This window comes from Dactylosporangium sp. NPDC000244 (assembly GCF_040300725.1).
Classification (GTDB): Bacteria; Actinomycetota; Actinomycetes; order Mycobacteriales; family Micromonosporaceae; genus Dactylosporangium.
The window spans coordinates 99,732-126,719 of record NZ_JBEPEH010000019.1 but is presented as its reverse complement, the minus strand read 5'-3'; the positions used below and the strand labels follow the sequence as shown (position 1 = coordinate 126,719).

Below are 26,988 nucleotides of genomic sequence, written 5' to 3'. Positions count from 1 at the left end.
GTCGGTCAGCTCGTGCGATCAGCTGGGCGTTGAAGGAGTCGCTCGTGGTTGGTAGACAAAGTCGAGCGAGCGTCGCTGTCGCTGACGTTCCATATGAGGGCGAGGCGCCTGACGAGACCTAGAAGATCGGAGGGTCGTGCAGCTCGACCCGCCGACCTGGTGTAGGGCCCGTCCGTCTCCAGCAGGACCCGTTCGGGTGGGACGAACGCTAGCAAAGGGGCGGCGCGGCGGGAGACCATCATGGCGGGGTTGATCGAGAAGTAGAGGCCGCCGGCCAATGCCTTCTCCGCGATGCTGATTGATCCGGTGTACCAGTGCAGGATGGCGGGGACTTGGGCGTCAATCAGTCGGGTGACACAGTCGTTTTCGGCTCCTCGGCTGTGCACGGTCGTCGGATGACTACGCAGGTGCGGCTGGGCGAGGAGTGCGTCGAAGACTCGGAGTTGGGCCCGTTTCGTGTCCGCCCCTGCCCGAGAGAAGTCCAGGCCGATCTCACCGACCCAGGTTGCTTGGGGCAGGAGTCGCAGAAACCGGGCCAGGGTTGCCTCGAACCCGTCTTGGATGCGCAGGGGGTGCCATCCAAGGGCGACTTCCAGCCCGCTGCGTCGTCCGAGTCGAGTTCGCAGTTGTCGGTAGCGTCCCGGATCCTCCGTCACGGCTACGACCGCGACGCCTGACGCTGTGGCCTCTTGCAAGACGTTGACCGGGTTGTCGTAGGTGTCGAGATGGCAGTGGGTGTCCCAAAGCACGGGCTGGTCGGAGGTCATTGCAGCGCTCCGATGATCTGTGCAAGGTCGCCTTCGGCTCCACTGGCCAGCCACGTTCTGAGTTCGGCTTGCCCGCGGCGCCAGACGTCGACGAAGGCGCGTCGCTCCCCGGCGGGCAGCGGGCCGTTGCGGAGGGCATCACGATCTGGGCGTGGCGTGAACGCTCCGTTGACGACCGCGCGCAGGTCGCTTCCGCGCTGCTTCTGACTGTCGAGCAGTACTGCTTCAGTCAAGGCATCCCATGCGTACTCATCGTTGTCCCATCCGACGTGCGCCATCGCCGACCTGCGGATCAGACAAGGGAAGCAATAGCCACAGTTGCCCTGCCTCCGCTTCGACCATCGCGGGGCTTCCGGGTGTGCACATGAGACGCTCACAGGTGCCAGGCGCCCCAGCAGGGACGGGTTGCGCGATGAGGCGAGCATCTCTCCTTTGGTCGCGAGCCGATAGGGGTTCAGGATCGGGTTCCCCACTCCCACCGTTAAAGCCGCCGCCTGCAACAGATTCATGAAATGGGGATGAGTGGTGCGGGTACTCAAGCTCCCGAACCGGGCACGGGTTAGTGGCACGTTGATGCCGATGAAGCCGTTCTCTGGGATGTAAACGGGCACGTTGGGCCCGCATGACGCCGCGATGGCCAGAGCGGTCGACAGGAACAGCATGGATCGGGCTCGTGTCGTGTTCTCTCGGGTTCGCGGAAGCGGACGGGTTTGCCATTGGTTGGCTGGTGCCGGACGGAGGTACAAACGGCGCAGCGCGAGCCGGTGGGTGCCGTAGTGGGCGGTCAGTTGCGCGTAGAGGTCTTGCTGGGCGGTGGATGCTTGTCCGCCTTCGTGGTGGGATACGAGGCACAGGGTGCGGTTCGGGTCTTCCTCCAGCAGGTCGATGACCCCGCACAACGAGTCGAGCCCACCAGAGAACAGGCACACCGCGTCCACCCCGAGGCCGGTGGGCTGCGGGCCGGCGGGAACTCCGCGTACTCCGGTGAGAGGGTGGCCGGTTGAGGCGTATGCAGCAACGTCCCAGTGGTCACCGGTCAGGAAGTTGAGGACTTGGGGCCAGTCGGCCTTAGCCCACGCGGATACGTCGCCGACTGGTAGCTCAAGGGCCAGGTCGCGTGTCCACCGGTCCGGGCGCCGGCTGCGACGTGCAGTCTTGTCGACGCAGTACGCCGCCGCGCCCAGCATCAGGAGATCTGCGGCTGGTCGCGGCGGACGCCAGCCGGAGAAGAAGGCGGGGCCGTGGTCTCCGGTCTGTATGGTGGCGGCCACGTCGCCGGGTGCCCAATCCAGAAGGCGGACGTCTGCGGAAAGGTCATCGGGTAGAGAGGTGCTCAAGTCCGTGCGTACCCGGTAACGGATCATGACTCGTCTCCGTCCCAGCCTTCGAATGCTTCATAGGCCCGTCTCAGCGCGTCGTCGGCAATCTGACGGCCCTGTGGTCCTGACCAGTCGACGTTGAACGGGTCTGTGGGCATCGCGATAGCGACCATGTCCTCGATGATGGCGCGCATGTCGGCGTCGGCTTGCTGCGCTGCCTGCGGGTCGAACAGTCGGCTGAGTCGCTCGGCGACGACCGGCATGCGGTTGTAGATATAGCGCGCAAGGAACGCCTCCAACAGTCGCGGTAGGTCCTCGGCAGAGATGGCAGTCGCGTGGAGATCGTCCCAGCTGTCGGCATCCCCGAAGACGTCATCGATGACGTCGCAGGCGGCGTCGCGCGCTGCCTGCGAATCCGCGTCACTGCCGTCGCCCGCGATGTAAGTGATCAATTCGTCGAGTACATCAAACCGATCTTGGCCCACGAGACGTTCCAAACCCGCGTCACGCAGCGCCGAGCCGAGGTCGCCAGTGCCGATGTCGGTGAGGAAGTCGCCGAGTCGTTGGATGCCTGCACGTCCGGCGCGGGCACTCGCGGTGGCGGCACCGGCGCCGCCGAGCACGGGCACGTGCCGGCTGATGACCCGCCGGGCACGGGCTGAGTCGCCGCCAGTGGGTAGCGTCCGCAGGTACGCGGTGGTGGCCTGCTTGAGCGGTGTCCAGGCCCCGCCCGCTCCGGCCGATCGGTCCGCTGACGTGCCCATCAGGTGCTGGGACGGCGAGCGGCTCGAACGGCGCTGGCAAGCGCGGTGTTATCGCCACCTGCCCATTTGTCCAGGAGCTCATCGATGCCGGCAACGCCCGCAAGGCGGCGAACGGCCGCCGTTCCAACCGAGCCGGGAACGGCCGAGGGCGGCAGCGGAAGCAACCCCTGCACAATCGTGGCGGCCGTGTCCGGGATCCGGTCGGCCAACTCGACCGCCCCCAGCGTGCCAGGGCCGCCCGGATTCCGACCAACGCGGTCCATCAGACCGTCCACGAGCTGAGCCAGCTCGTGCGGTGGCAGTTGTGCAACATCGCCGATCGCTGCCCTGCGCGTGGCTGGCAGAGCGTCCTGAACTCGCCGTAGCAGCGCTTGGAGGTGCTGCGGCATCCGGGACACCGCCACACCGAGCGAAAGCTTGTCGCGCGAGTAGGTGAAGTAAGGACGCAGGTTGGTCGCCCCGAGGCGCGGCTCTAGCGCCAACCAATGCCTCACGTGCTCCTTGTCGGTCCACGCCTGAACGTCGGCTCGAAGCTTCGGGGGCGCTGACGCCTTCCGTACCCGAGATGGCCTCTCAGAGCCACCGTCGTTCGCCCTGGTGTTGTTACTGCCCGCCTTCGACGCGGCGACTGCTGACCCGGACGTGGCTGAGGTTGCGCTGTCGGTCTCCGCTGCGGCGACGTGGAGGACCGCGCCCTCCGCCTGCGCGAGTTCCGGGATAATCCCCTCAGCGCCGAGCTGCCAGTCGAACAGTCGTTTGAAGTCGGGGAAATGCTGTTCCTCCAGGATTTGGAGCTTGGCGAGTACGTCGGGTCGCAGTACGACGCCGCGTAGCGCCGCGCTGCGGTGTCGTAACATCAGCGTGTTCAGGAATCGTTTGATCTGCCGCGGATTGCCGCGCAGCCCCGTGGCGAGGGAGGGCGTTATTTCGGCGGCCCAACCCAGATCGCGAGCCAGTTTGTCGGGAACTGCATTGAGCAGACCGGCGGCGATCCCCAGATTAAACGCGACCGTCAGTTCTCCGCCAGCACGCAACTTCTGCGTGGATTCGAGCACTGTCGCGAATTCCTCAGGTCCCAGCCACAGATCGGCCAGGAGGAGGTTTACGTACGTTTCGGCTTCCGGGACAGCTAACGCGGGGATCGCAATCTTGAGCTGAAGCATTTTCTCCAGATAGTCCGCGCCAATACCTACGCCATCGTCACGGCGAAGCTCTGGGTACCGAGAGTCGATCGCCGCCTCAACCACAGCCTGATTAGCGGCTACGACGTACGCGGTCTTACTGCTATTGAGGAACAGCCTGATCGCTTCGAACGTGTCAACTACTGCATCAGGAAGGCACCTGTCGAGGTCATCGATGAAGACTACGACCGCCCGAACGCCGGTGAGATTCTCAACTAGCTCTTCGAACTGCCGATGAAACTCGGTGCTGTTCGTGATTTCGACGTCGGTGGGTGTGCCCACCGACGTCGTGCTCTTCGCCGAAGAACTTGCCAGTGCTCGTTGGCCCTCGCTCACGGCCGCACCAACAACGGCCTGAGCGATCGGCAAGACCTCCACGGGCACCAGGGTCGGATCGTAAGCAGCGGCGGCGGTCACAGCAGCCGGGACTCCAGCAAGGGTCGTTCTGCCGACCCACCGGCCACTTGCCCGCAATTTCTCCTTGAATCGGCTTAGCCGCCCGATCCGCTCGTGCTGCTCATCCTCCGGCTCGGTGATTTCTTGTGCCAGCCGATCAAGCACAGCCGACATCAGCGCGACCTTAACGTCCTCGAAGTCTTGGTGACGCCACGGGCTGAACGGCACGCACACGTACCGCCCCGGCTCTTGGCCATCGCTCGCTTCTTCCTCAGCAGCCGCTGATAGCTTCTCCAACTGCAGACGAGCCATGATCATGAGGCTCGACTTACCCGAGCCCCAATCGCCGAGCACTCCGAGTGTCAAAGGCAGGAGACGAGGCTCCGTCAAGGCGACAACAAGGCTGTCGACGAGGAACTCGTAACCAAGGAGATCAACTTCTGTCTCATTGTCAGCCCACACCAGCAGCACCCTTCGAGCAAGCCCACAGATCATTGGCCGTCGCCGAAGCGTCACCGGCGTGGTCAGTCGAGCGGCTCAGGATACCCGCCACGCACCACCGCGTTGCACACCGCGCACAGTTCGCTGACTGTCTGTTGCCTGACTCCGGACGATGGCGCTGGGTGGAACAGGTACCCCATCTCTGTCGCCCGCATGTGGATCAACGCGATACCGGCCTCGGCAACAAGCGTCTGCCGGGTGACCGTCTTTTGGCTTCGTCGGCGACTGTGGGACCCGTTTGTTGGTGAGCTCGGGTCCCACCGGCCGATGGCCGATTGTTGTGTTCGTCAGTTCGGGACCCACGCTGACGCCGGTTGGGCTCGGGTAGGCGAGCCAGCGTGTTTGCCCGTCGCCAGCGAAGTCTGTCCGCGTGCCGCCGAACTCCGTTGCGTCGGCCTGCGCCGACCTCGGCCGGCTACGCTCTTTGATCGACGGGAGATGCACCGGCTCGCGCACGGCGCGAATCGCGGCATTAGCGGCGGCTAGTTGATCTACTCGACGCCGCGTCTCCGACGTGACGTAAGTGCGCGGCATCGGCGTGGGGGACGATGGTTCGCCTGTACGGCCGCCACCAGGGTGACGGCGCCGCCGGCGAGCGTGAGCAGGTCGCCGAGGACGGCGGTCACGGTGATCCAGATCTGCATGGTGGTATGCCCTTCGTGCACGGGGAATCGGTATGGGATTCAGGTTCGCCCCGATGCCGCGCCTCCGGCGGTGTGCTGCCGTACTGTCCTTGGTCGTACGCCTCCGGCCAGGACCGGAGTGACCTTCAGGAGTACACCGGCCGTACGCTGAGCGCACAGCGGGCGGGGCGAAAGGGCGGCGATCATCAGCGGGCGGGGTAAGCCGGTGGACCAGTCACGGTGGCCTGCTCGGGGGCCGTGGCGCGATTGGCTCGACCTGTGCGCGCGGATCCACCGAGAGAACGGGCTGCCCAGCTTGCGAACGCTCGCCGGCCGGATGCAGCTCTCCTCGGCCAGCCGGGTTGGCGAGATCCTGCGCGGCATCGCCTGGCCCGCAGATGGCATCCAGGCCGAGAGCCTCCTGCGTGCGCTCGGTGCGACTGACACGGAGGTCAGGCGAGGGAAGCAGCTCTTCGAGAAGGCCCGCCTCGAGCGGGACACCGCAGCTGCCGTACGGGAGCGTCCGGACTGGTGGCGCCGGTCGGGCTACCTCGAACAGCTCGCCGACATGGCGCCAGTCAAACTTCTCGACCGCGACGCTGAGCTCGCCGAACTCGCTGCCTGGTGCACCACCGACGAGGCGTACGTGTGGTGGCAGGCACCGGCCCGGGCGGGCAAGTCGGCGCTGATGTCCTGGTTCGTCCTGCACCCTCCGCCGGACGTGTGGGTGGTGTCGTTCTTCGTCACAGCGCGGCTGGCGAGCCAGGCGGACAGCGCGGCCTTCACCGATGGCCTGCTGGACCAGCTCACGGCGCTCACCGGCGAGCAGCCCCCGCCGCTCCTCTCGCCCGCCCAACGTGACCGGCTGCGCCGCCGCCTGCTCGCCGACGCCGTGGCGAAGGCCGCTGCCGCGGGCCGCCGGCTGGTGCTACTCGTCGACGGTCTTGACGAGGACTGCGGGTCGTTGCCAGGATCGGGCCAGGCCAGCATCGCCGCCCTGCTACCCAAGCGCCAGAACGGCCTCAAGGTTATCGTCGTGGGGCGCCCCGATCCGCCGCTACCGGCCGACGTCGACGCCGACCACCCCCTGCGTACCGCCCGGATACGGCCCCTGACGGCCTCGCCGCACGCCCGCCATGTCATCGAGCTCGCCGATCGTGAACTCGACGAGATCCTGGCCGTCGACCCCGATCGCCACGACGGGCTCGGTTTCCAGGTGCTCGGCCTGGTCGCCGCCAGCGGCGGCGGCCTCAACCGCGATGATCTCCACCTGCTGACCAGGAGGCCGGGGTATCAGATCGATCGGCTCCTGGGCGGTGTGTTCGGCCGCACCGTTGCCGGGCGCACCGATCAGCGCGCCGACGGCCGGGTCTTCCTTTTCACCCACGAGACCCTGCGAGTCCAGGCCCTCGACCGGCTCGGGCCGCAGACGCTCGCGGATTTTCAGGAGCGCCTCTATACGTGGGCGGACAGCTACCGGCAGTTGCGTTGGCCCGTTGAGACCCCCGCCGGCTACCTGATTCGCGGTTACTTCCGGATGCTGAAGAGCATCGGCGACCTTCGGAGGATGCTTGCGCTGGCCACTGACACCGATCGGCATCGGTGGCTACGGACCGTTACGGGAGGTGACGACACCGCCCTCGCCGAGATCAGCGACACCCAGCATGCCCTGCACCGGGCCGGCGACAATCATCTGCCCGACATTGCGCAGCTGGCCTGGCTGCGGAACCGGATCCGCCGGCGGAACAACCACATTCCGTGGCCGCTCGTCGAGGCGCGGGCACGCCTGGGCCAGACCGCCCGGGCCGAAGCGCTCGCCCGTTCCCTGACCGGTATGGACGACCGGGCCGTAGTATTCGCTGAGTTGGCGGGCGTCGCGGCTGAGTGCGGCCAGTTCGACGAGGCGGAACGCCTGGCCATGTCGATCCCCGCGGGGAGCCGGCATGTAGGTGCTCTGCTGGCCATCGCCATACAGGCGGTGGCGGCCAACGAGCAGCTGCGGGCGCGTCGGCTGGTTGACGTGGCGGCCGGCCTCGTGGCCGCCGATCCCGGCTTGCAGCAGGCCGGGGTGTACGGCCAGCTCGCGGTCGCGGCGGCCGGCCTCAGCGATCGTGCTGCGTCGGCGTGGTTCGCCGACCAGGCCGAGTGTTGCGCTGCTGCCATGCAGTTTCCCGGGATGCGGCAGCAGGAAGTCGATGTGGCAGGGCTCGCCGCGGTGAAGGCCGGTGATACCGACCGTGCGGTGCGGCTGCTCAACCTTTTACCCGGTCCGTCTGCCCAAGTACAGCAGCTACGGCGGCTCGCGGAGACCGCAGCTCGGCACGGCGACCGGGAAAAGGCAGCGGCATGGATTGAGCAGGCAGCTGATCTGTGTTCCACGCTCGACGGCGCTCAGGATCGCGCCGACAAGTGCGCGCTGGTCGCGATAGGGTTCGCGGACTTGGGCGACGCCCGACGCGCTGTCGAGATGACTGAACGCGCCGTTACCACCGCACGGCAACTCGAACCCGCCGGGCGGGCCAGGGTGCTCTGCTGGTGCGTAGAGGCAGCGATCATGGCCGGCAACCTTGATCACGCGGTCGCCCTGGCACGTGAGGCTGAAGAGGCAGCGCGGTCCGTAGCCGATCCGCGTGAACGTTCCACGCAACTCGCGTGGGTCGCCGGGCTGGTGGCCGCCGTCGACGCGGCGTGGTTCGCACGCCTGCTGGAGGAGTTCGACCAGTCCGAGACACGCGACCAAGTGCTTGAACATGCTCTTCGCCAACCGGCCGGGGCCAGCCCGGAGCACTTGCACGAGCTGGCCGGCATGATTCACGATCCGTTCCGGCGGGCGCAGGCCCTGGCCGGAGTCGCCATGAGCCTCGCCTGCAACGGCGCCTTCGACGACGCCGTCAGGTGCGCCGATCAGGCAGAACAGATAGCCCAGTCCATCGACACCGCCGAGGCCAGGACCGCATCGCTAGTCGCGGCCATCAACGCCATGCTGCGTATCGGCGATCACGACCGGGCCGCGGCGCTGGCCGCACACCTTGAGCCCAACGTCGGCCTGCTCGACCCGGTCGGACAGCAGGCCCTGCTGCGGATCGCCGGGCTCGAGGCGCTGGTCGCGGTGGGAGACTTGGCCGCAGCACTGCGGCTCGCCCGCACCAACGAGAACCCTTCCGGAGATCCGAGCGCGATTACCGCGGTGGCACTCGCCGCCGTGCGCGCGGGCCTCGCCGCCCGCGCTCGCGACATCGTGTTGTCTATTCCCGTCTCGTCGCACAGGGTCCACACACTGACACAAGTCGCACACGAACACCTTGCCGCGGGCCGGCCCGAGCAGGCACGTGAGCTGGTCAAACTCGCCCGTGCTACGGCGGACGCGATCGGCGACCCACGCGACCATGACTATGCGCTGCACTGGCTTCCGGCTGTGCTGTGCCGGCTGGGCGACGTCGAGGACGCGCGTCGCGTCGCCGGCATGATCCGGTCATCCGAGCCTCGGATTGCGGCGCTCGTGCAGATCGCGGAGACGGTCGCAGCGGGCAGTAGCGTCGACCAGGTCGAACAGGTCATTGCCGAGGCCGAGGAGCTGACCACCACTCTCGATACGGTGCACCCGCGGGTGGACGCCCTCGCGAGGCTCGCTACGGCAGCCGCTGCAGCCGGCCTGATCGCCCTGACCGACGAACTCCTGCAGCGGGCCGCTGCCGCAGCACGCCTCGACCCGCTGACGCACGACCAGGTTGCTGCGCTCGTGGCCGTCGCAGCAGCGAAGGCAAGGCGGCTCGATGCAGCCGAGACACTCCTCAGCGAGCGCGGCAAGACTTCACGAATTTCCTGGAGCTCGCACGCATCGAATATCGCCGAAGTACTCGAGCTGATGATCCAACAGGACGATGTAGAACGGGCGACCCACATCCTGGACGGCATCAGCGGAACGTGGCGGCCACACATCCAGAAGCGACTCGCCGAGACCGCGGCCCAGGCGGGAAACCTCACGGCCGCCGAGAACCTCTCGCAATCGATCGAAGACCCCGACCTGCAAGCAGCTGCGCTCGCCGCGCTCGCCGTCGCAGCTCCCGCTCACGCACAACAACCGCTGTTCTCCCGGGCGTTGATCGCCGGTGGCTGGGACGCCTGCTTCACCGCGATGGCTCACCTCGCTCCCGACCTGGCAAGAACATACGCCGACGAATTACTCGCTCCGGACAGTGACACAGCGTCTCAATACGTCGCAAAGACGATCAAACCGCTCCATTCGATCTAGGCTCCATTCGAGTCGCATGTCACTTCCACCTGTTCTGTCACTCCACCAGGATTGCTGGATCACGTTAGCTCAGGCGCTGCCGAACCGGGTCGACCTGAAGTCCTCCTCGTCATCGGCGACGTGAAAGCCGATCTCCTCCAGCCGCTCGATCTCGGCGATGGGTACTCCAGCTGGTTGGGCACAGACGATCAGCTCACCCAGCGTGCAGTGCAGCGGGCTGATGTCATTGTTGTGGGCCGGGGCGAGCATCGCCAACGCCTCAACCAGCTCGCACCACGCAGGCGGCGCGTCGGGGCCGAGGAGCTGCTGGACTAAGGCGCGGCGGGTCTCCGGGTCCATGGTGATTTCAGGTTCGTCCTCGTAGCTGAAGATTTTCATGTCGATGTCTCCGTCTTGATCTGCTCCAAGGCTTGTCTGATACGCCTGCCGCTGTGGCGGCCAGCCCACCATCATCAACGTCGAAATCCTGCGCTCGACAGCGACATGCTCCCCAGCCACTACTGACCCCAGCTACGCACAGCAACCGCTAGGTGGCAGCTTCCCGTCCCTGGGGCGAGAACTCGCGACAGTTGAATAGGCGTTCTCACCAGTATCAACCCCGGTCTCTGCCGGATCTCAGCGGCACCGCCGTGATCGATGGACAGCAGGGCACCGTTGATGGCGCGGAGTTCTGGCGCGTGGGCTCCGTCGCATCTGGGTTCAGCGGCAATGCTGACCGTCGACGTCTCGGGCTGCTTATCCAGGGCCTTTGAGTGACGTTCCCGCAGGATGTCGTATTAGTCATCTAGTGTGCCTGCGTGGCCCACCCCATCCCCCCCTCACCGCGAGCTTCGGCGCCTGTATGAAACCGAAGGCCTGTCAGCGAAAAAGATCGGCGCAATCTATGGCGTGGCCACCGGCACCGTCACCTCGTGGCTGCGCAAGCGTGACATCCAGGTTCGCGAAGTGGGCGGCGGCCGACCAAGCGCCGAGACTTTGGCTCGGATCGCACACGAAGCCATCGAGAAGATGTACGCAGCGCTGATGCAGCCGCTGGAGCCCTACCCCGGAGACCGGGCGACGCCGTGGAGGTGCAGGTGCCTGGTATGCGGATGGGCTGGCCCGGTTCTGCTGGTGACTGCCCGCCGCGGTGGCCGCGGTTGTAAGCCCTGCGGTCGGGCACGTACTACCCAAGCTCGCAGACTTCCAGAGGATGCTGCAGTAGCCCGGATGCGCGCCGCGTGGATGGAACCTCTCGATCCCTATCCGGGCAGCCATGGGCCGTGGCGAAGCCTGTGCATGAAGTGCGGTGAGGTCCGTAGTCCCCGGTTGCACGACATCGGCGAAGGTGGGTGCAAGCCCTGCGCAGACGCGGCCAACGGACTCGCCCGCCGCCTCGACGTAGCCGAAGCCGTCTCCCGGATGCGGACAGCCGGAATGCAGCCGCTCGACCCGTACCCGGGAGGCGCGAAACCCTGGCACAGCCGCTGCCTCGACTGCGGCGAGATCTCCAGCCCGAGGCTGACCAACATCACCAGCGGCCAGGGCGGCTGCACGCCGTGCGCCGCCACAGCGAACGGCCTCGCGAGCCGCAAACCAGAGACACTCGCCATCGCACAGGCACGCGGCGCCGGCTTTAACCCACTTGAGCCCTACCCCGGCGGCAACAAGCCGTGGCTATGCAGGTGCCTGAACTGCGATGAGATCGTCACACCACGCTTGAGCAACATCCTGCGCCCGGAATCGGACGGCTGCCAGAACTGCGCAAACAACAGACCAGACCTCGTCGGGCCAGCGGTGCTGTACCTGATCACCCACCCCGAGCTGGGAGCGCACAAGGTGGGCGTGACCGGCCAAGGATCGACACGGGTCGCCAGCTTCAAAAACGTGGGCTGGCACGTCTTCGAGCTCCTCGCGATGGTCACCGGACGGCAGGCGTATGCGATCGAAACGGCCGTTCTGAACCGCCTTCGAGAGCAAGGTGTTGCCCTGGGCTTCGTGCCCAAGGACAAGATGCGCAACGGCGGCTTCACCGAGACCTTCTCCGCAGCCAGTATTTCCCTCACAGATGCCTTCAGGCTTGTTCTGGCGGAGACCAGGGCCTACCAGCGACGGGCTGACGAGATGATCAAAATGCATCTGACGACGGAGGCCCTCGCGCCAGCACCGGCCGCCGCCTTGGCCTCGTGACTGGCCGTTCGTGCGTGCACGGACTAACTACGGTACGGGACCGGCTGATCACCGTGGGGAGGAACAGTGACCGAAACACCACACCGCCTCCGCCTGACGAAGTCGCCCACGCGCTGGCCGGCATGCAGCAGCAGATCGATGACCTGCTCGTCACGGTGAGCGCGCATCAGCGGTTGTTGGAGCCGTGCTGCCGGCACAAGCAGATTGCTCGCAGATGCTAAAATCCTTACTCAAGATCGGCATGCCGTCCCGATACGGAGTTCGTTAGCTCGTCGAGAAGATGGTCGCGACGGTGCTGGGAATGCTGGCACTCGGGCGAAGGTAACCACTATCGGAGTAGTTCGTCCGCTACCGCCTTTTAATAATTCACCCCATTGACTGCAGGTCCCAATAGGATCGGGCAGCTTGGGATCACTTTTGGAGATTGCAGCTATGACCATTGCTGCAACGATGAGCGTTGGCGTGCTTACCGTCAGCACCCATTGCACCCATACGGGTATTGGGGTAGCTATGTAATTGCAGGCGTGCGGCTAGTCGAGCTCCCCACACGCACATCGGACCCATCACCCAAAGTACGGTGCCTCGATTCACTTCGTCTGAGCTGAGGCCGAACCAGCTTTCAACGACAATGCCGGTCAAAGCAACCACGACCAACAAGACCTGTATCCAAAGCGGCATGCCGTGCCCTCTCGTTGTGGTGACGAGCTACCGAACGCCTGCACGCATGCGTTCCGGCATGACATCACACAGGAGCCGGTACGTCTCTTTGTCGAGATCTTCGGGGACTTCGGCCTCGCGGACGGTCATGAGTTCTTCAAGTAGGTGGTCGAGTTCCGCAGAGTTGCCTTCTGCTGCGGCGACACGGATGAGGTCCCGCCATGCGATGTCGTTGGCTCGCTCAGGGTCGGCGAGCCAGGCTTGTTCGACGGCCCATCGAGCGCCCGGGATGTCGCCGCCGTCGAGGCTCAGTTCGACGAGGCGGTGCGAGGTGTCCACGATTGCGGCGGCAAGGTGATGGGGCTGGATCTCGGAGGTCGGCAGCCACACGAACGGGTTGCGGGCGACGGAGGAGTACGCGATGTCGGCTCCGGCCAGGGGTGCACCGCGGACGAGGGCGAGGGCGTTGCGTAGGTCGCCGATGCCAGCCGGCCCGCGACTCTCGCCGCGGCTTCGAAGCCGCCGGAAGAGCGTCCAGTCGAGGAGGTACCCGTCGCGGAGCCGGTATCGGCGGTCGGCGGTCGCGTCGGGCAGCCATGGGTCGCCGTCAGGGGTTTCTCCGAGCCAGCGGCGTGCTCGGGCGACGGCGACTCGGCGGGTGTTGGCCTTGACCTGTTGCTCGGGCCAGATGGCATCGTCGAACTGGTCGGTTGTGACTCCGTGTTGGCCGCGGACTGCGAGGTAGGTGATGATCTCGGCGTAGAACCGGAGGCGCTCGTCGGGCAGCTGCCCGGGCGCTTCGACGGTGACTGGGCCGAGGATGGCGATACGCGGTCGCGTCGGATCGGCGTCGCTCCAGGCGCGGAGGTCAGCGTCAAGTGTGGGGTCGTGGTGGCGGTGCCCTCGTACGGCGGCGGTAACCCGTTTGCGGGCCGGCTGCGGTCCAACCAGCGCGACCACCGCTGGCCGACCGCTGACAGCGCCGGGCTCGGCGCCGCTTCCGTTCGACGGTGAAGTGGGCCGTACGGCATGAGCTGAGGTCATTTGATCTTGGTGCTGGTCCCCGGACGACGGCTCGGCCGAAGAATCGTCGGGTACTGGGGCGTCGTCGTCGGCAGGGTCTGCTTCGTCGTCAGACTCGGATGGCATTGCGATGCTGGTGTCGATGAGTGCTCCGGCCGTGTCGGTCCCGCGTGCCCACGGGTAGTTCTCGGTGGCTGGTGGCACTGCCGCCCACTCATCCACGCCGTCGCCGTCGCCGTCGTAATCGCTGTGACCGGGTGCAGGAACACCCCGACGTGCGGTCGTGAGGAGATCGGCGAGCGGGCTCAGCTCGGTGCGCGGTAGCTGGGCGGCATCTACGCCGTCTTCGCCGTCCATGCCGAGAAACGCAATGTTCAGGACGCTGTCGGCATCGACCGCTACCGGCCATCGGCCGATGGGGCCGCTGCTGGCCACCGCGACGGCAACAGCGCATCTGCCAATGGCAGCGAGATCGCTGTCAAGGGCCTCCAGGGCGGTCACTTCGTCGGGCTTCGGTTGGTTGACCAGCAGGATCTGCGGCATCCACGCGTCGGCAGCGATATCGCCGACGCGTCCGGCCAGTGGGTCGCCGGCATCGAGGTGATCGAGTGACTGGACGACTTGCCCAGCGCGCCGCCGGATGCGTTCGATGGCGATTGCAACGCTGGGCGCGGCGGTGAGGCGTTCGCTGCTCAGCGCCAGCAGCTCGCCGGTTTCTTCGCCGTCGAACCCCGCGATGTGGACGTCGACGTGGTCGCTCCAGCTGTTGAGTGCGAGTTCGGCGGCGAGGTACCGCAGCAGGTTGCCGCTGGTGGCCGGGTCGCCTGTGATAGCGAGGAGGCCGAGCCGTTCCAGGTCGAGGAGCAGGTGCATCCCGGGGCGTGAACCGACCGCGACGAGGGCAGGTAGCGGTGCGAGCTGGCCGTCACACTCCGGCAGGGACGCGTTACCCGGGAGGGTCCAGGACAGGCCGTCGCTGGTCCATGGGTGGGGTGCGTCTGTATGCGGGCTGGTCAGGAGGAGGTTGACCTCGGTGCCGCGGAGCCAGGCGCCGACAATGTCGGGCATCTGGTCGGTGGTGCGGCCGGCGAGCTGCATGGCCAGGGCGCGCAAGGCGTGATCCAGGCGGTCCACCGCGGCCGGCTCGGCTACGACGCGCATGTGTGTCTCCGTTGTGGGGCTGGCCGGTTCAGGCAGGCGGCGTCCAACTGGACGGTGTTGCTGCTGGCGCTGGCGGCGGCGGCCGAGCACCCGCAGGGTCAGGGCGGCGAGCAGGGCGGCTCCGATGAGCGGCGCACCGATGCGTAGGACGGTGTCGAACAGCCCGGCCTCGTCGGTGTGCTCCGATTGGGCGGCGGCGGGGGCCGTGGAAGCGGACTGGCCGGCCGCTGGCGATGCTGATCCGGTCTGCGGGGTGGTGCTCGGTCGCGGACTGGTGCTCGTGCTGACCGATGCGCTCGGGGAAGCCATGGCATTTGCCGTTGGGCTCGGCGCAGTGGCGGGCGGTGACGTGCTGGTCGACCCGTCGGTGTCGGAGGCACCCGCTTCTGTACCAGGATCACCGGGTTGGGTGACCGGCGGCGTTGGCTGCGGGAGGGTCAGCGTGCCGGTGGCGTGGCTGGTCGGGCCCCGATCATGGGCGTCCGCGGGGAGGGTTAGGCGCCAGCCGCATTCGATGTGGTCTGGTCCGTGGACGCCGGCGGTGTCGGTGATGAGGTGGGGGTTGAGCGCTGCGATCTCGGGGTAGCGTTCCGGGTCGCCCAGGAAGCGTTCGGCGATGTACCAGAGCCAGTCGCCCTTGTGCACTTCGTACACTGGCGCGGCGCTCGGTGCCGAGGAGCTCAACGCAACCGGCACCATCGAAGCTGGTGCCGCCGTGCTGGTCGGGATTCGGACAGTCCAGCCTGGGTAGACGCGGGTGTCGCCTGGCTTGAGGACCTGGCCATCGGGTTGTGCGATGCCGTAGGTGGCTTCAGCGATGGTCCGCCATTGGTACCGATCGCCGAGGTATCGCTGGGCAAGGGTCGGCATCTGCTCGCCAGGCTGGACGGCGTGGTCAACGTACTGGTTTGGCACGTCCACGTTGCCGACGATGGTGGTGTCGCTCGTGGCGTTCGCGGTGGCCGGCAGGATCGACACCGTCGCGGGCGGTGCCGCGACGGGTGCTGCTGTCGCGGCCACAGCTGGAGAGCTGAACATCATGGTGATGGCGGTAACCAGGCCGGCGGCGGTGCGTCGTTGCCAACCCCAGACGGGAAGTCGCCAGCCGCGCCATTGAGCCATGACCTCGGCGAGCACGGACCAGGTGAATAGGGCCCACGCCAGCCAGCCGACCAGGCACAGGGTGCGGACGAACACGGTCCCGTCGTCTGGGCCGGTCAAGTCCCGCACGGACGGCAACGGCGGCCCAAGAACCTGCCACGCGGCGAGCAGCACAAGCGGTACGACGGCGACGAGGGCAGCGATGGCCGTCAGTGCCGCGAGACCGGCCAGGATGCGGCGGACCTGGTGTGCCCGCCGTCGCTTCCGCGTGATGTTGCGTAGCACGGTTGCTCCTCTCCTGGGCTCGGCGTTGCCGGATGCAGCTAGGTGGCGACCAGAACGGTTGTGGCGTGTCCGGTCGCGGTGAGCGAGTTGATGCCGATCAGGCCGAGGAACAGGGTGGTGTAGGTGATCGTCACGGTGACGGTGACGTGTTTGCGGTCCGGCGCTATGTCGACGACGCCCGTGACGCCAGCGGCGGCGAGGTAGTTCTGCGCAGCGGCCACTGCCGCGGCGGGGTCGACGACCTTGTCGCCACCTTCGATCGCTTGCGGCGCCAGGATTCCCTGCACGGCCGCGCGAGCTGCTTCGCTGGCGACGTTGTCGGCCCGTTGCATCGCCCGGATCTTGCCGCCGCCGTCGACGGAGAGCCCGATCATGAGGAGGACGGCGAACGCCAGCACGAGCGCCAACAGCGCGATGCGGCCGTCGTCGTTCCGCTCGAAGCGGCTGAGCCGTGGGGGTCTGGTCATGTGCGGGTCCGGAAGGTGTCCAGGACGCTCACGAACGTCGCGTTGATCGTTCGTGAACCTGGCAGACCGTCAACGACAATGTCGCTGAGGTCGACGACACAGGTGATGGACGCGGCGACGGTGGCTGGTTGACCGACCGGTACGGCGAAGCCGCTGGTGTCGACGACGACGGTGAGCTGCGTGCAGTGCAGGCCCTGTTGATCGAGGGCGGCACTGGCAGCGCTGTAGGCGTCGGCACGGGCCTGGCTTTCGGTGCGGGCAATCGAGGCAGCGCGGGCAGCATCGTGCGCGGCTCCCTCGATGGCGCCGCCTGCGACTTGGATGCGCCCGCCTGCGATAGCCAAACCGACGAGCGCGAGCAGGACCGGTGCCAGCATTGCCGCCTCGATCGCTGCCGAGCCACGGTCGCTGGACCAGCGCCGCTGGTTGCGTCGTTCGGTCATGGGCTGGTCACCCGTTCCACGGTGCCGTGGGCGGTCGCGTGGACACCGACAACGGCGCAGAAGCCGGGCACGATCGACAGGCAGTGCCCGTCGACGGTCGCCTGCACAGTACGGCCGTCGCTGGTGACGGTGACCCTGACGTCGGAGAGACTGTCGCCGGCCGAGGCGATGAACGCTTCCGCTTCCGTCTGTCCGGCGCCAGTGGCAGCGTTGTAGGCGCGTTGGGCGTCAACCGCTTCTTGCGCGGCGGCGACCGCAATGGACCGCGCGTAGTAGAAGTTGGCAGCCTGGATGGCCAGGAAGACGACGGCGAGCACCGCGGCGGCGGTGATCACGAACTCGATGGACCCGGAGCCGTGGTCATCGCGCTGGCCCCGCCGGGGACGGGGGCTCTCCCGGCGGGGTGGTTGCGCGGCACCAGCTGCTGCTGGGCGTTCCGATGTCATGTCGGCTAGTTGATTCCGGGGATCCGGTTGTTGATCGCGATGGTGATGGCGCCGACCACGAGGCCGGCGATGAACAGGGCGAGGAGTGCGAACATGGCCCACTCGATTGATGTGGCGCCACGGTCATCGGCGCGTGCTGCGCGCCAGCGGCGACGCAGCGTGTGCGTTGTTGGTGCGATCGTTTGCATCGTTGCTCCTTTCTCCCCGTCGTGTGACAGAGGAGGTCGTCAGGTGGTGATGAGTCGGTACAGGAACGGGTAGGCACCGGCGATGAACAGCACCAGGACCATCAGGCTGGTCGGCATGTACAGCACGGTCGTGGCGGTCTTTGCGCGGGCCTTGTCCTTGGCCAGCAGGGCGGAGTTGAGCGACTTCGCGCGGCTGCGCAGGGTGTCGTAGACCGGGGCGCCCTCGTCCCCGGCGAGGGTCATGATGTCGCCGACGTCGCCGAGGTCGGGCACACCGATCTGGGCGGCGACGTCCTTGAGTCCTTCCCACGGTGGTTCGAGCCGGAGTCGGGAGACGCGCAGGGATTCCCGGATGCGTTCGCAGACCCAGCCGCCGCGGGCTGCTGCGGCTTCGAGGGCTTCCGACGGCCCGCGGGAGGCGGCTATTTGCAGGGCGACGAGGTTGAGGTAGACGGCGACGTGCCGGCGGAACTCTTCGCGTGCCTCTGCTGCTTTCTGCCGGAGGGAGACGTCGACGAGGAAGAAGAACACCACCGCGAATAGCAGTCCCACCGCGGCTGGGATGGCGAGGCCCAGGCGCACGCCGGACATCGCCAGGATCAGTGAGAAGACCGGCGGGAACAGCAGGCCGATGAGCGGGAATACCAGCTTCTCGGTGAGATACCGCTCCGCGCTGTACCCGATCAGGGCGAGCTCGGACGCGGGGATGCGGAGCCGGTTGGCCAGCGCGCCCAGCGGCCCGCGAACGTGGACCACCGGCCGGCGCTCATCGGCGGTGGCTGGACGTAGCTGACGCAGCGCTGGCCCGAGGGCAGGCACTGCGGGTCGCATCGCCCGGATGATGACGAGGATGCCGAGTCCAACCAAGGCACCGGTCAGCAGTACGAACAAGACTTGGACGTTCATCGGGCGGCCGTCCATTCCCGCCGACCGGACGAGGTGATCTTCTGCGGGGTTACCGGCTGACGACGCTGTGCCGCCGGGACGAGGAATCGGCCGTGCCGAATCGCCCGCGTCAGCAGCCGTACCCAGGCGAGCAGTCCGGCAAGGACGAGCATGTTCGCGGCCAGCACGAGCTGCCCGACGAGCATCCCGTACGGCCGCGCGTACGCGGAGCTGAGGAACAGCACGGCCAGGACGAGGAAGGTCAGCGTGGTCATGAACCTCGCCACGAACCGCGGCTCCGCCCGGTCCGCCGCGATGTCTCGCCGCATCGCAACCTCGTCGGCGGCGGTGGTGGCGACCGAGTCCAGCACGTCGGACAGTCGCTGACCGCGGTCGCTGACGTGCAGCATCAGCGATGCGATCACTTCGTCGGCCCGGAAGTCGTCGAGTTTGTCGGCGAAGCGTTCCAAGGCGATCTCGGGATCGGTGCCGGCTTGCAGGTCGGCGGCGAGGTCGGCGACCTGGGCGGCGATCGGGGCCGGTGCGGTCCGGGCGCTGTTGATGATCCCCGAGATCAGGCCGTGTCCGGTAAGGACGAGATTCTTCAGTCGGCGGGTCCAGACTTCCAGCCCCTCCAGCGCCTCGATCACCTCGCGTTCCCGAGCACCGACGGTGTAGAGCAGCGGGGTCACCAGCACGGCGGCTCCAGCGGTCAAGCCGCCGACCGGCCAGCCCGTGTAGAGCCAGACGGCGACGGTCGCGACGATGGCCAGCCCGATCAGGAGCCGTCGGACGTTCCGCTCTCGGGCCGAGAGCCCGACGCCGAGGAGGGCCTTCAACCTTCTGGTGGCTGCTGAGGGCGGCCGGGCAGGTTGGTGCGTGCCGATCGCCGCGATGACGAGGACGGCCGCGCCGGCAAGCAGACCTGCCGCCGATACCGCGGCCAGCAGTGCCGGGCTCATCGGCCACCGCCGACGATGGTGCGCAGCGGCTGTGTCCACATGCCGTCGGTTTGGTTCAGCCAGTCGAGGTCGAATCCAGTGCGGAGCAGTTGGGCGCGGGATTTCTGCGGGTGGACCTTCGGGCGTGCCCGCCCGTCGGGCCCCGGGCCGAAGATCGCCTGGGTGGTTGGTTGCAGTCCGTCGCCCATGCCGACGACTTCGATGACGTGGCTGACGAATCGGTGCTGCTGACCGCCGATCGGTCGTTCGTCGATGATGTCGCAGTAGATGATGTAGTCCAACGCGTTGACCACCGTGAGCCAGGCGCCGGTCAGGGAGTTCGCGGCGCCGTAGCGCATCAGCAGCTCGGCGATGCGCAGCAGCACGCCGTCGGCGTGGCGGACGTGCAGCGTGCACATGGAGCCTCGCATGGTGTTCATCGCGTCGAACATCGGCACGATCTCGGCCGCGCGCACCTCGCCGACCAAGACCCGTCGCATCGACAATCGCAGCGTGTCCGGGAAGAGCTGCTCCAGCGACACCTCACCAGTCGGGCGTCCGTCCGGTCCGAGTTCGCCGTGACCTTCGCGCGCCTCGATCGGCAGCACCCAGTCGAATTCGCCGGTCTCGTGCAAGCCGAGTTCGAGCTCGGACTCCATCGTGGCGAACCACTCGGTGCGCGGGATTTCCGTGGCCATGGCCCGCATCAAGGTGGTCTTGCCCGAGCCGGGCGGTCCGGCGAGGATGACGTTGAGGTTGGCACGGACGATCGCGGCCAGGAAGTGCCGCAACACCGGGTCGATGGCGACCAGGTTCACCATGTCGTCGAGGTTGACGCGCTTCGTGCGGTGCCGGCGGGTCACGATGACCGGTGCCGGAGTGACCACGTGCATCGCCGCGAGCCGGTTGCCATTCGGCAACCGCATGTGCAACGTGGGTTTCGACGCTGTCAGGGCCCGCTCGTTGCGCTGGCCTACCGAGGCGATGCGCTGGATCGTCTGCAACAGCTCGTGGTCGTTGGCGGCTGCCGGCGGACCGGTCTCGACCCGCCCGTCGGCGTATTCGATCCGCACCCGCTGATGACCGAGCACGATGACGTTTTCGACATCGGGGTCATCGGTGGCCGGCTGGAGACGGCCCAGTCCGAACAGGTACGCCAACACCATGTCCAGCAGCCGCTGCTCATACTCATCCGCGACGCGTTCGCCGGTCTGCCGACGAGCGTCGATGTGAGCGCGGACGACCTGCGCTGCGATGTCCTCACCGATCGCGCGCCGGTCCTCGGGGCTCTGGTCGGTATTGCCGCGGAACTCCGCCGCGAGCAGTTGCGCGGCCTGCTCGTGCAGTGCACGCACCACCGCGTCGTCGAGCGGCGGCACGGACCGCGATGACCCTGCGCGTTCCTCGAGCACATCCGGTGGTGGTGCGGTGTAGCGGCCGTTGATCTGCGCACGGACGGCCGCACCCAAAACCGTCGGGTCAGGTCGGCGACCGTTGCTGTTGCCGTTGTTGCGCGCGTCAGTGGACAACGCCGGCCTCCTCGGCAACGCGACGACGACCCAGAACCGCCGGTGATGCGGCAGGCAGGCCGTCCTCCTCGCAGATCCGCCGGATTGCGGGCTCGACTCGACCGGCAGCGCGGAGCAGCCGGCCATGACGGGGTGTGCTGCCTTGGCTCAGAGCGTCTGCGCTCCTGGTGTCGTCCGGCAGCGCCGCTGCGACGGGGGTACGCAGTTCCAGCGCCAGCTCCTTCGTGCGGTAGCTACCGTCGCCGATCGTGACCAGCGCTACCGGTGGACGGCCCGGCTGGAGCAGATGCTGCAGCGCCGCGGAGGCGGCGCGGGCGCTGATGAGCGTCGGGCGCAGCACCAGCAGGACGAGGTCGGCCTTCGTGATGAGCGGGGTTGCTGGGTGAGCTGCGGCGAGTCGGCCGCAATCGGCGATGACGTCGTACTCCTCGGCACCGTCGCGGATCATCGGCAGCTGTGCTGCGAGCTGGTCCCAGCCGGCCGCTTGGCCAGTGCGTTGTGGTTCGCCCCAGGTGGCGGCCTGCGCCGGGTCGGCCAGACCGGGGAGCAGCAGTTTCGTCCTCGCCGAGTCCCCGTCAGGTGCCAGGTCGACCAGTTCGTTCCACAGCGTGTTGGTGGTCAACGGCCGCCGGGCCAGCGTCGAGGTCAACCGGTCCAGGCCGCGACCGTCGAGGGCAACCTCGCGCAGAAACCCTGCCGCGAGGTCGCCTCCGGCCGGGTCGCACTCGGCCAGCAGAACACGTCGTGGCCAGCGCAGCGCCAAGGCGAGCGCTGTCGTGGTGACGCCCGGTGAACCTTTCGCTGAGCACACCGCGATCAGGGCCATCATCAGCTCCTCGTCGTCACGACGAGGACAATGCGGCCGGCCGCAGCCATCGCCGCCACCACCGATCCGTCGGCCGTCGCGACCGCCACGTCCACCCGCACGTTGCCGTTGGTCGCCGGCCCCGACGTCCCGGCCACAGTGGCGGGGATGCTGGATGGCTGCGCCGCGGGCGTGCTGTTCTGCGGGTCCGGGACGCCGGCGAGTCCGGTCGGCGGGACGACCACCAACACGACCGCGTCGCCGGGCTTCAGCGCGCGTGCGGGCAGCTGTCCGGGCTTCAACTCGATGCCGATCAGCTGCTGACCGGGTCCCGGAACGGCGGTCTTCGTCAGCTGGTCTTGGGTCAGCAGCGTGCCCGGGTAGAGCTCGGCCGCCGCGTGTTGCCCGACCACCTGCGCACGCTGCGCCGCGGGGATCGGGTTCAGCCCGACGGCCGCGTTGACGTTGATGACGACGAGATCGCTGTCCTGGATGGCGGCGCCGTAGGCCACCTTGTGACTCACGGCCAAATACGGATGGGTCATGCCGCCTTGGACGACGAGGAGGTACGCCCCGACGGAGCCGAGCACGACCAGGACGACGCCGAGCGCCCACATGCCCAGGCTGCGTCGCCGAGGCAGCCGGGCAAGCGAGGCCGACGCAGCGGTCGGGGGTGCGCTCGCAGCGTCGACGGTGCTGCGGTTGATGGTGCTCATTGGGAGGTCACCGCCTGAATCTCGCCGATTTCAACGCTGCTCTGCGCCTGGCTGGTCGGGTTGAGCACGCCGGTCTGCCCACCGCCGGCCCATGCGACCGTCCAGTACGTCGTGGCGGTGAGCTGATATCTCCCATGCGGGTGTGTGGTGGTGCTCGACGGCACGGTGTACCGGTAGCCGCATGTGGGCGAGTCGGTGTTGCCGTAGCTCGCGGCGTAGGGCGTGCCCGGATTCGCGCAGGTCGTGGTGTGGCCGTCGCCCATGTTCCAGACGATCCGCGACGCCTTCGCGGTGATGGTGACGGTGATCGCCCCGCCGCTCGCGCTGGCCGACTGCGGACCCCAGGTCTCCGGTGTGACGGCCGTCCACATCCACACCGGCAGGCCAACCGCGCCACTGCCGCCAGGTTCGGGCGCGATGCCGATCTGCGCTCCCCGCAGGTGCAGCTTCGCCAGCGCCTGCTGCGCCAGCTGCGCCGGAGTCGGACCGGCGTCCGGCGGGTTCGGATTCCAGTAGTAGACCTGGGTCACGAAGTCGCTGCCGGGGCTCTGATAGCAAGTCTTGGTGCCCCAAGCACCTTTAGCGGGGTCCTGACCGCCGGGCGGCGGAGCCAGCGGCGGCGGAACCATGGCCTTCCAGTAGCAACCACCGCCCATGTAGGTGCCGAACTGCGGGTCGGTGCACGGCATCGTCTGTCCATTCCAGGTACATCCTGAGCCGCCTCCACTACCTCCGCCGCCACCACCTCCGCCGCCCCCGCCCGGCCCATGGCCATCGGACCAGCACCAGGGGTCGACGCTCGTGTCGCAGCCGCCACCACCGCCTGGGCCTGCCAGGATCGGCGGCGCTGCCGCCGCTACACTTGCACCGCCAACCGCCAGCAGCGTGCCTGCGGCAGCCGCACTCACGATGAGGCCGAAAGCCGAACGAATCCGGGCCGCTAGCATGGGTCTGTCCCGCCCTCGGCTTTGTTGACCAGCCACTGGCCGGTCTGGTACCGCCACACAGTGGCGACAGTGGCGACCTTGGGGTTCTTGATGGCGCTGTTGGGCACGGGGCTGCTATTGGTCTTGTAGACCAGCTTCAAGGCGCTGTAGTCCAGACACGCATGGATGGTGACGACTGGCTGGGCCGCGTCGACATCAGCCTGCGTACTCACAATCCTTGCCGTCTGAGCGCCGACCTGAACCTGGCCGTTGTCGCGCAGCCGCTGAATGTTGTGCCGCGTCAGACTCAGCAGCGGGTCGGCGACATACCGGGCCAGATCGGCGTTGTTCGGATCCGCAGCTTGCGAAGCGATGGCCCAGTACTGGATGTAGCCCTGGTACGCCGCGGTCGCCGCCTGCACCGCTTGTGCCACGCGCGGGTCGGCCGTCGGGCTGGACGACGGCGCGCTGGCCGCCGGACTGGCACTCGCCCGCGTCGCCGGCGCCTTGTCGGTGCACGCGCTCAACGTGCAGCCAGCCATCGCGAGCGCAACCAACGCAGGCGCAGGGTGCAAGCGGCGGATCATGTGAGCCTCCCAGGCAGAACGACGAACGCAGCGCTGGTGCGCATGCGACCGACCTGGCTCCGACACCGCGGCCTCGCGTGGCCATACCAGGTCATTCCGCCATCGTGCCTGTTCGATGCGCCCTGGAGGAGCCCGAACCCAAGCCGGGCACTCCCCTTCGTTTGCATCGGTCTGCCGGCCCCTTTCGGGCCGGACACGTCCCCCCGTGCGAGCATTCATCCACCTCCAGCTGCAAGTTGCAGCACCGTTCACAAGGTCATACCTCGCAATGCAGTCGAGCCGCCACGGTCCGCAATCGCCGTACCGTGAGGTCCGGCCTCGCAGGTGCGCACTTCGAGGGGTGGAGAATTCGCCGATTCACTCATCTCTTCGGGTGTTGCCCATCCCCACTGCCGAGGTCCACACTGACCGCAACACGGCGCCGCGGATTTACCGCCGTACATGGACAGTCCGATGCCGCGAGGGGGCCGCTCGGTGGCCGAGCCCATCACTATTGAGGTCCTGGGATCAGCGCTCGACCTGATCGGACGACCGCTCATGCTGGAGGCGCTCGCCACGGTTGCGGACGGGAAGCCCTTGCCCAACGCAGCACCGAGCGGGGTGGATACCGGATTGTTCCTTGATGAGTTGAAGGCGCTGCGCGTGCTGGGGATGGTGGAGCCAGTCGAGGGATCATCAGCGGGTCTGTATGCACTGACCCCGGCCGGACACGCGCTGATGGATCTGCTCGACACCCTGGCGGTGTCGATTACTCGCATGCCGACAGGTGCTTACTCAATTTCGTGACGCCCGAACGACCGTTTTATTCGATATGTCGATTGTGTGCGGAATCGAAGGATCCCCATAATCCGCACGTATCGGTGGGCGTCGTATCCATCACAAAGGTTTTCCCTTGACAGCGCCGCTGCGCCTTGTGACCTTGAAGGCTGCGCATGACCTAACTCACGCCGTATCACGCGGCGTCGAGCGGCGGGGGCTGAGGGGGAGCTGCGTGGATTCATCGCATGTCCAGAACGCGAGACAGATCTTTGCCCGCAAATGGGACCTCGTCGTCCTCACGCATCTGTCGGAAGGGCCACTCCGCTACATGCAACTCGCGCGTGCGATTCGCAAGGAGTACTCAGAGCTCACTGAAGGGGTGTTGAGCAAGACGCTACGACATTTGACTGACGCTGGACTGGTTCACCAGGTCCCGCTCACACGGTCGCAGCGTGCACACGCCCTCACCGCGGACGGCCGTTCGATTGTTGGCGTTCTGGCCCAGATCAGCGAACTCTACGACAAGTACCGCCGGCCTGATGCTTCCGCCGACGGGTCCGAGCCCGATGAACTCGACGACCCGCACGAGGAGCGATGAGTTAAACCGTCGGACCAACATTTAGCGGACTATTCTTCGCGTGTCGTCGCCGGCAACGACGCCACTTCGGGGAAGCTGCGCTGCCTTTTCCGCGGCGTAATGCTGGTTTCGTGTCCGTCGGCATGGCCGTGCCGACGAACATGATTTACCGAGCTGAACCGTGCGGCGCTTGGCTGACTCTAGATTGCTACGCACAGGGTTTTCGCCAGGTCGGGTCGGCGACGCCCATCCGCAAGGCCGCAGGGTTGTGAGCCTCGACGGCAAGATCGGCGATTGGAACGACGGTTCGTGCTCCCCCGATCCACCCGAGTGCCCCGACGTCGACGACGTTGACACTGCCCGCCACTCGGTTCGTGCGTCGTGGCACGCACCTGGCGGTGCGGATTCCACGGACCGTGGCGGAGCGGGCCCTCGACGCGATACGACAGGGCTGCCATGTCGGCGCGTTCCTGGAGGTCCAAGGTGTCTGTGCGGAAGAACGGGACAACCGCGTCGCCGGACCTGGGCCGGGCCGAAGCCGCCCGCATCGGTCTGCGCCCCGGCTCGACCGGAACCGCTGGCCTTCGAGGTGCCGGGGTGGCAGGCGTCAACGGCTGCAGATTTCTGGGTGTACCAGTACGCGCTGTGTGCTGCGTGGTCTTCCTGACGCCGTTGCTGCGCTGGACGATCGTGCGTCACTCGGTTTCGGCTGGCCGATCGTGGCGGCGCGCCTGCCCGCGATGTTCAACGCCGCTTGGTCCCCGGGGGGATACGGGGTCGATCACACCGCGGGCGCGATGCGGTGTCTGCGGTCAGCGGCTCGGTCCGCCGCCGTGGACGGTTGAGCTGGTCTTTGTCGCATCATTGGCTTTGCTGGTGGTGGCGGGCATCCGAGACCTGGCGTTGGTGGCGTTCGGTTGGTGGAGTGCCGTGGGGACGGTGCTGCTGTTCGTGGACTTGGCTGTGCAGCGGCTACCGGCCAGGCTGTGCTATCTGGCTGCGGGCGGCCTCGGCGCGCTGCTACTGGGCCAGGCTGCAGCTGTGAATGACTTCGAAGCCTGGCTGCGGCTCGTGTTCGGGGGGCTGGGCTCCGCTGCGATGGTGGCTGTCTGCTCCATGGTGGCGCCCACGACGGTCAGGTGGGGTGACGTACGGTTCGCGTTGGCCATCGGCGGTGCTGTGGCGTGGGCCGGCTGGTTGGCGTTGTACGCGATGGCGATGTTGGCCACGGGCGCGGCGGCCGTGGTCGGCATCGGACTCATCGTGACCCGGCGGGCTACGCGCAAGACCCATCTGCCGCAAGGACCGTTCTGGTATCTGGCTGCATTGGTCGTCGTAGTCACCGCGGTCGGCCTTGTCGGTTCCCGTAGCTGATGTCGGAATTCCATCGCCAATGTCGGACGGCTGTCATGTCCGACACGATGTGGGACGGCACGTCGCCTGGTCGAGGTACAACACGGCGTGACATCCTCGCCGCGGGTCAGAATGAGCAAGAGGTTTACGTCCGCCAACGTCACGGG

22 protein-coding genes are annotated in these 26,988 nt (G+C 67.1%); 5 read left to right on the top strand and 17 right to left on the bottom strand.

The features are described 5' to 3' along the window. Positions 1-5 precede the first annotated feature (5 nt). The 4 genes from ABT369_RS26780 to ABT369_RS26765 all read right to left on the bottom strand — a co-directional run bounded on the left by ABT369_RS26780 (position 6) and on the right by ABT369_RS26765 (position 4,898). On the bottom strand, positions 6-767 hold the full coding sequence (locus tag ABT369_RS26780) for a TatD family hydrolase (RefSeq protein WP_350615922.1): 762 nt from the start codon (positions 765-767) through the stop codon (positions 6-8). Then, positions 764-2,131 (bottom strand): Qat anti-phage system QueC-like protein QatC, encoded by a 1,368-nt coding sequence (qatC, locus tag ABT369_RS26775; protein WP_350615920.1) that lies wholly within the window; start codon positions 2,129-2,131, stop codon positions 764-766. The genes ABT369_RS26780 and qatC overlap by 4 nt, the downstream gene beginning before the upstream one ends. Next, positions 2,128-2,715, bottom strand: coding sequence for a Qat anti-phage system associated protein QatB (locus ABT369_RS26770; protein ID WP_350615919.1), 588 nt, complete (start codon positions 2,713-2,715; stop codon positions 2,128-2,130). Before ABT369_RS26770 ends, qatC begins: the two co-directional genes overlap by 4 nt. A gap of 134 nt (positions 2,716-2,849) precedes the next feature. After that, positions 2,850-4,898, bottom strand: coding sequence for a P-loop NTPase fold protein (locus ABT369_RS26765; RefSeq protein ID WP_350615918.1), 2,049 nt, complete (start codon positions 4,896-4,898; stop codon positions 2,850-2,852). A 969-nt stretch (positions 4,899-5,867) separates the two neighbouring features. Between ABT369_RS26765 and ABT369_RS26760 the strand changes: the two genes are divergently transcribed. Further along, positions 5,868-9,803 carry a P-loop domain-containing protein gene (locus tag ABT369_RS26760; RefSeq protein WP_350615916.1) on the top strand — a complete coding sequence of 1,312 codons (3,936 nt, stop codon included), beginning with the start codon at positions 5,868-5,870 and terminating at the stop codon, positions 9,801-9,803. A 69-nt stretch (positions 9,804-9,872) separates the two neighbouring features. Here the strand turns inward: ABT369_RS26760 and ABT369_RS26755 are convergent, their stop codons facing one another. After that, positions 9,873-10,259: a hypothetical protein gene (locus ABT369_RS26755; RefSeq protein WP_350615915.1), complete on the bottom strand. Its 387-nt coding sequence runs from the start codon at positions 10,257-10,259 to the stop codon at positions 9,873-9,875. Positions 10,260-11,219: 960 nt separating this feature from the next. On the opposite strand from ABT369_RS26755, the gene ABT369_RS26750 reads away from it, so the two are divergent. After that, the gene (locus ABT369_RS26750) at positions 11,220-11,972 is read left to right on the top strand and encodes a hypothetical protein (protein ID WP_350615913.1); all 753 of its coding nucleotides are present in this window, start codon (positions 11,220-11,222) and stop codon (positions 11,970-11,972) included. Positions 11,973-12,677: 705 nt separating this feature from the next. Here ABT369_RS26750 and ABT369_RS26745 read toward each other — a convergent pair. The 12 genes from ABT369_RS26745 to ABT369_RS26690 form a co-directional block, all read right to left on the bottom strand. After that, complete coding sequence (locus ABT369_RS26745) at positions 12,678-16,199, bottom strand: AfsR/SARP family transcriptional regulator (RefSeq protein ID WP_350615912.1); 3,522 nt, start codon at positions 16,197-16,199, stop codon at positions 12,678-12,680. Positions 16,200-16,237: 38 nt separating this feature from the next. Further along, positions 16,238-16,666, bottom strand: coding sequence for a pilus assembly protein TadG-related protein (locus tag ABT369_RS26740; RefSeq protein WP_350615910.1), 429 nt, complete (start codon positions 16,664-16,666; stop codon positions 16,238-16,240). After that, a complete protein-coding gene (locus ABT369_RS26735; RefSeq protein ID WP_350615909.1) occupies positions 16,663-17,109 on the bottom strand; it encodes a TadE/TadG family type IV pilus assembly protein in 447 nt (148 codons plus the stop codon). Before ABT369_RS26735 ends, ABT369_RS26740 begins: the two co-directional genes overlap by 4 nt. Further along, entirely contained in the window at positions 17,106-17,555 is a 450-nt protein-coding gene (locus ABT369_RS26730; protein WP_350615907.1) for a TadE/TadG family type IV pilus assembly protein, read from the bottom strand. The genes ABT369_RS26735 and ABT369_RS26730 overlap by 4 nt, the downstream gene beginning before the upstream one ends. A 5-nt stretch (positions 17,556-17,560) precedes the next feature. Beyond that, complete coding sequence (locus ABT369_RS26725) at positions 17,561-17,743, bottom strand: hypothetical protein (protein ID WP_350615905.1); 183 nt, start codon at positions 17,741-17,743, stop codon at positions 17,561-17,563. 39 nt (positions 17,744-17,782) lie between these two features. After that, complete coding sequence (locus ABT369_RS26720; RefSeq protein ID WP_350615904.1) at positions 17,783-18,664, bottom strand: type II secretion system F family protein; 882 nt, start codon at positions 18,662-18,664, stop codon at positions 17,783-17,785. Beyond that, entirely contained in the window at positions 18,646-19,590 is a 945-nt protein-coding gene (locus tag ABT369_RS26715; protein WP_350615902.1) for a type II secretion system F family protein, read from the bottom strand. The genes ABT369_RS26720 and ABT369_RS26715 overlap by 19 nt, the downstream gene beginning before the upstream one ends. Next, positions 19,587-21,098 carry a TadA family conjugal transfer-associated ATPase gene (locus ABT369_RS26710; RefSeq protein WP_350615900.1) on the bottom strand — a complete coding sequence of 504 codons (1,512 nt, stop codon included), beginning with the start codon at positions 21,096-21,098 and terminating at the stop codon, positions 19,587-19,589. Before ABT369_RS26710 ends, ABT369_RS26715 begins: the two co-directional genes overlap by 4 nt. Then, a complete protein-coding gene (locus ABT369_RS26705) occupies positions 21,088-21,927 on the bottom strand; it encodes a CpaE/TadZ family protein (protein WP_350615898.1) in 840 nt (279 codons plus the stop codon). The genes ABT369_RS26710 and ABT369_RS26705 overlap by 11 nt, the downstream gene beginning before the upstream one ends. Then, a complete protein-coding gene (locus tag ABT369_RS26700) occupies positions 21,927-22,619 on the bottom strand; it encodes an SAF domain-containing protein (RefSeq protein WP_350615897.1) in 693 nt (230 codons plus the stop codon). Before ABT369_RS26700 ends, ABT369_RS26705 begins: the two co-directional genes overlap by 1 nt. After that, a complete protein-coding gene (locus tag ABT369_RS26695; RefSeq protein ID WP_350615895.1) occupies positions 22,616-23,308 on the bottom strand; it encodes a hypothetical protein in 693 nt (230 codons plus the stop codon). The genes ABT369_RS26700 and ABT369_RS26695 overlap by 4 nt, the downstream gene beginning before the upstream one ends. Positions 23,309-23,559: 251 nt before the next feature. Further along, positions 23,560-24,132 (bottom strand): hypothetical protein, encoded by a 573-nt coding sequence (locus tag ABT369_RS26690; RefSeq protein ID WP_350615894.1) that lies wholly within the window; start codon positions 24,130-24,132, stop codon positions 23,560-23,562. Between the two features lie 474 nt (positions 24,133-24,606). On the opposite strand from ABT369_RS26690, the gene ABT369_RS26685 reads away from it, so the two are divergent. The 3 genes from ABT369_RS26685 to ABT369_RS26675 all read left to right on the top strand — a co-directional run bounded on the left by ABT369_RS26685 (position 24,607) and on the right by ABT369_RS26675 (position 26,842). Next, the gene (locus ABT369_RS26685) at positions 24,607-24,918 is read left to right on the top strand and encodes a hypothetical protein (RefSeq protein ID WP_350615892.1); all 312 of its coding nucleotides are present in this window, start codon (positions 24,607-24,609) and stop codon (positions 24,916-24,918) included. 106 nt (positions 24,919-25,024) lie between these two features. After that, a complete protein-coding gene (locus ABT369_RS26680; protein WP_350615891.1) occupies positions 25,025-25,489 on the top strand; it encodes a winged helix-turn-helix transcriptional regulator in 465 nt (154 codons plus the stop codon). A 633-nt stretch (positions 25,490-26,122) separates the two neighbouring features. Next, the gene (locus ABT369_RS26675; protein WP_350615890.1) at positions 26,123-26,842 is read left to right on the top strand and encodes an A24 family peptidase; all 720 of its coding nucleotides are present in this window, start codon (positions 26,123-26,125) and stop codon (positions 26,840-26,842) included. Positions 26,843-26,988: the final 146 nt, after the last annotated feature.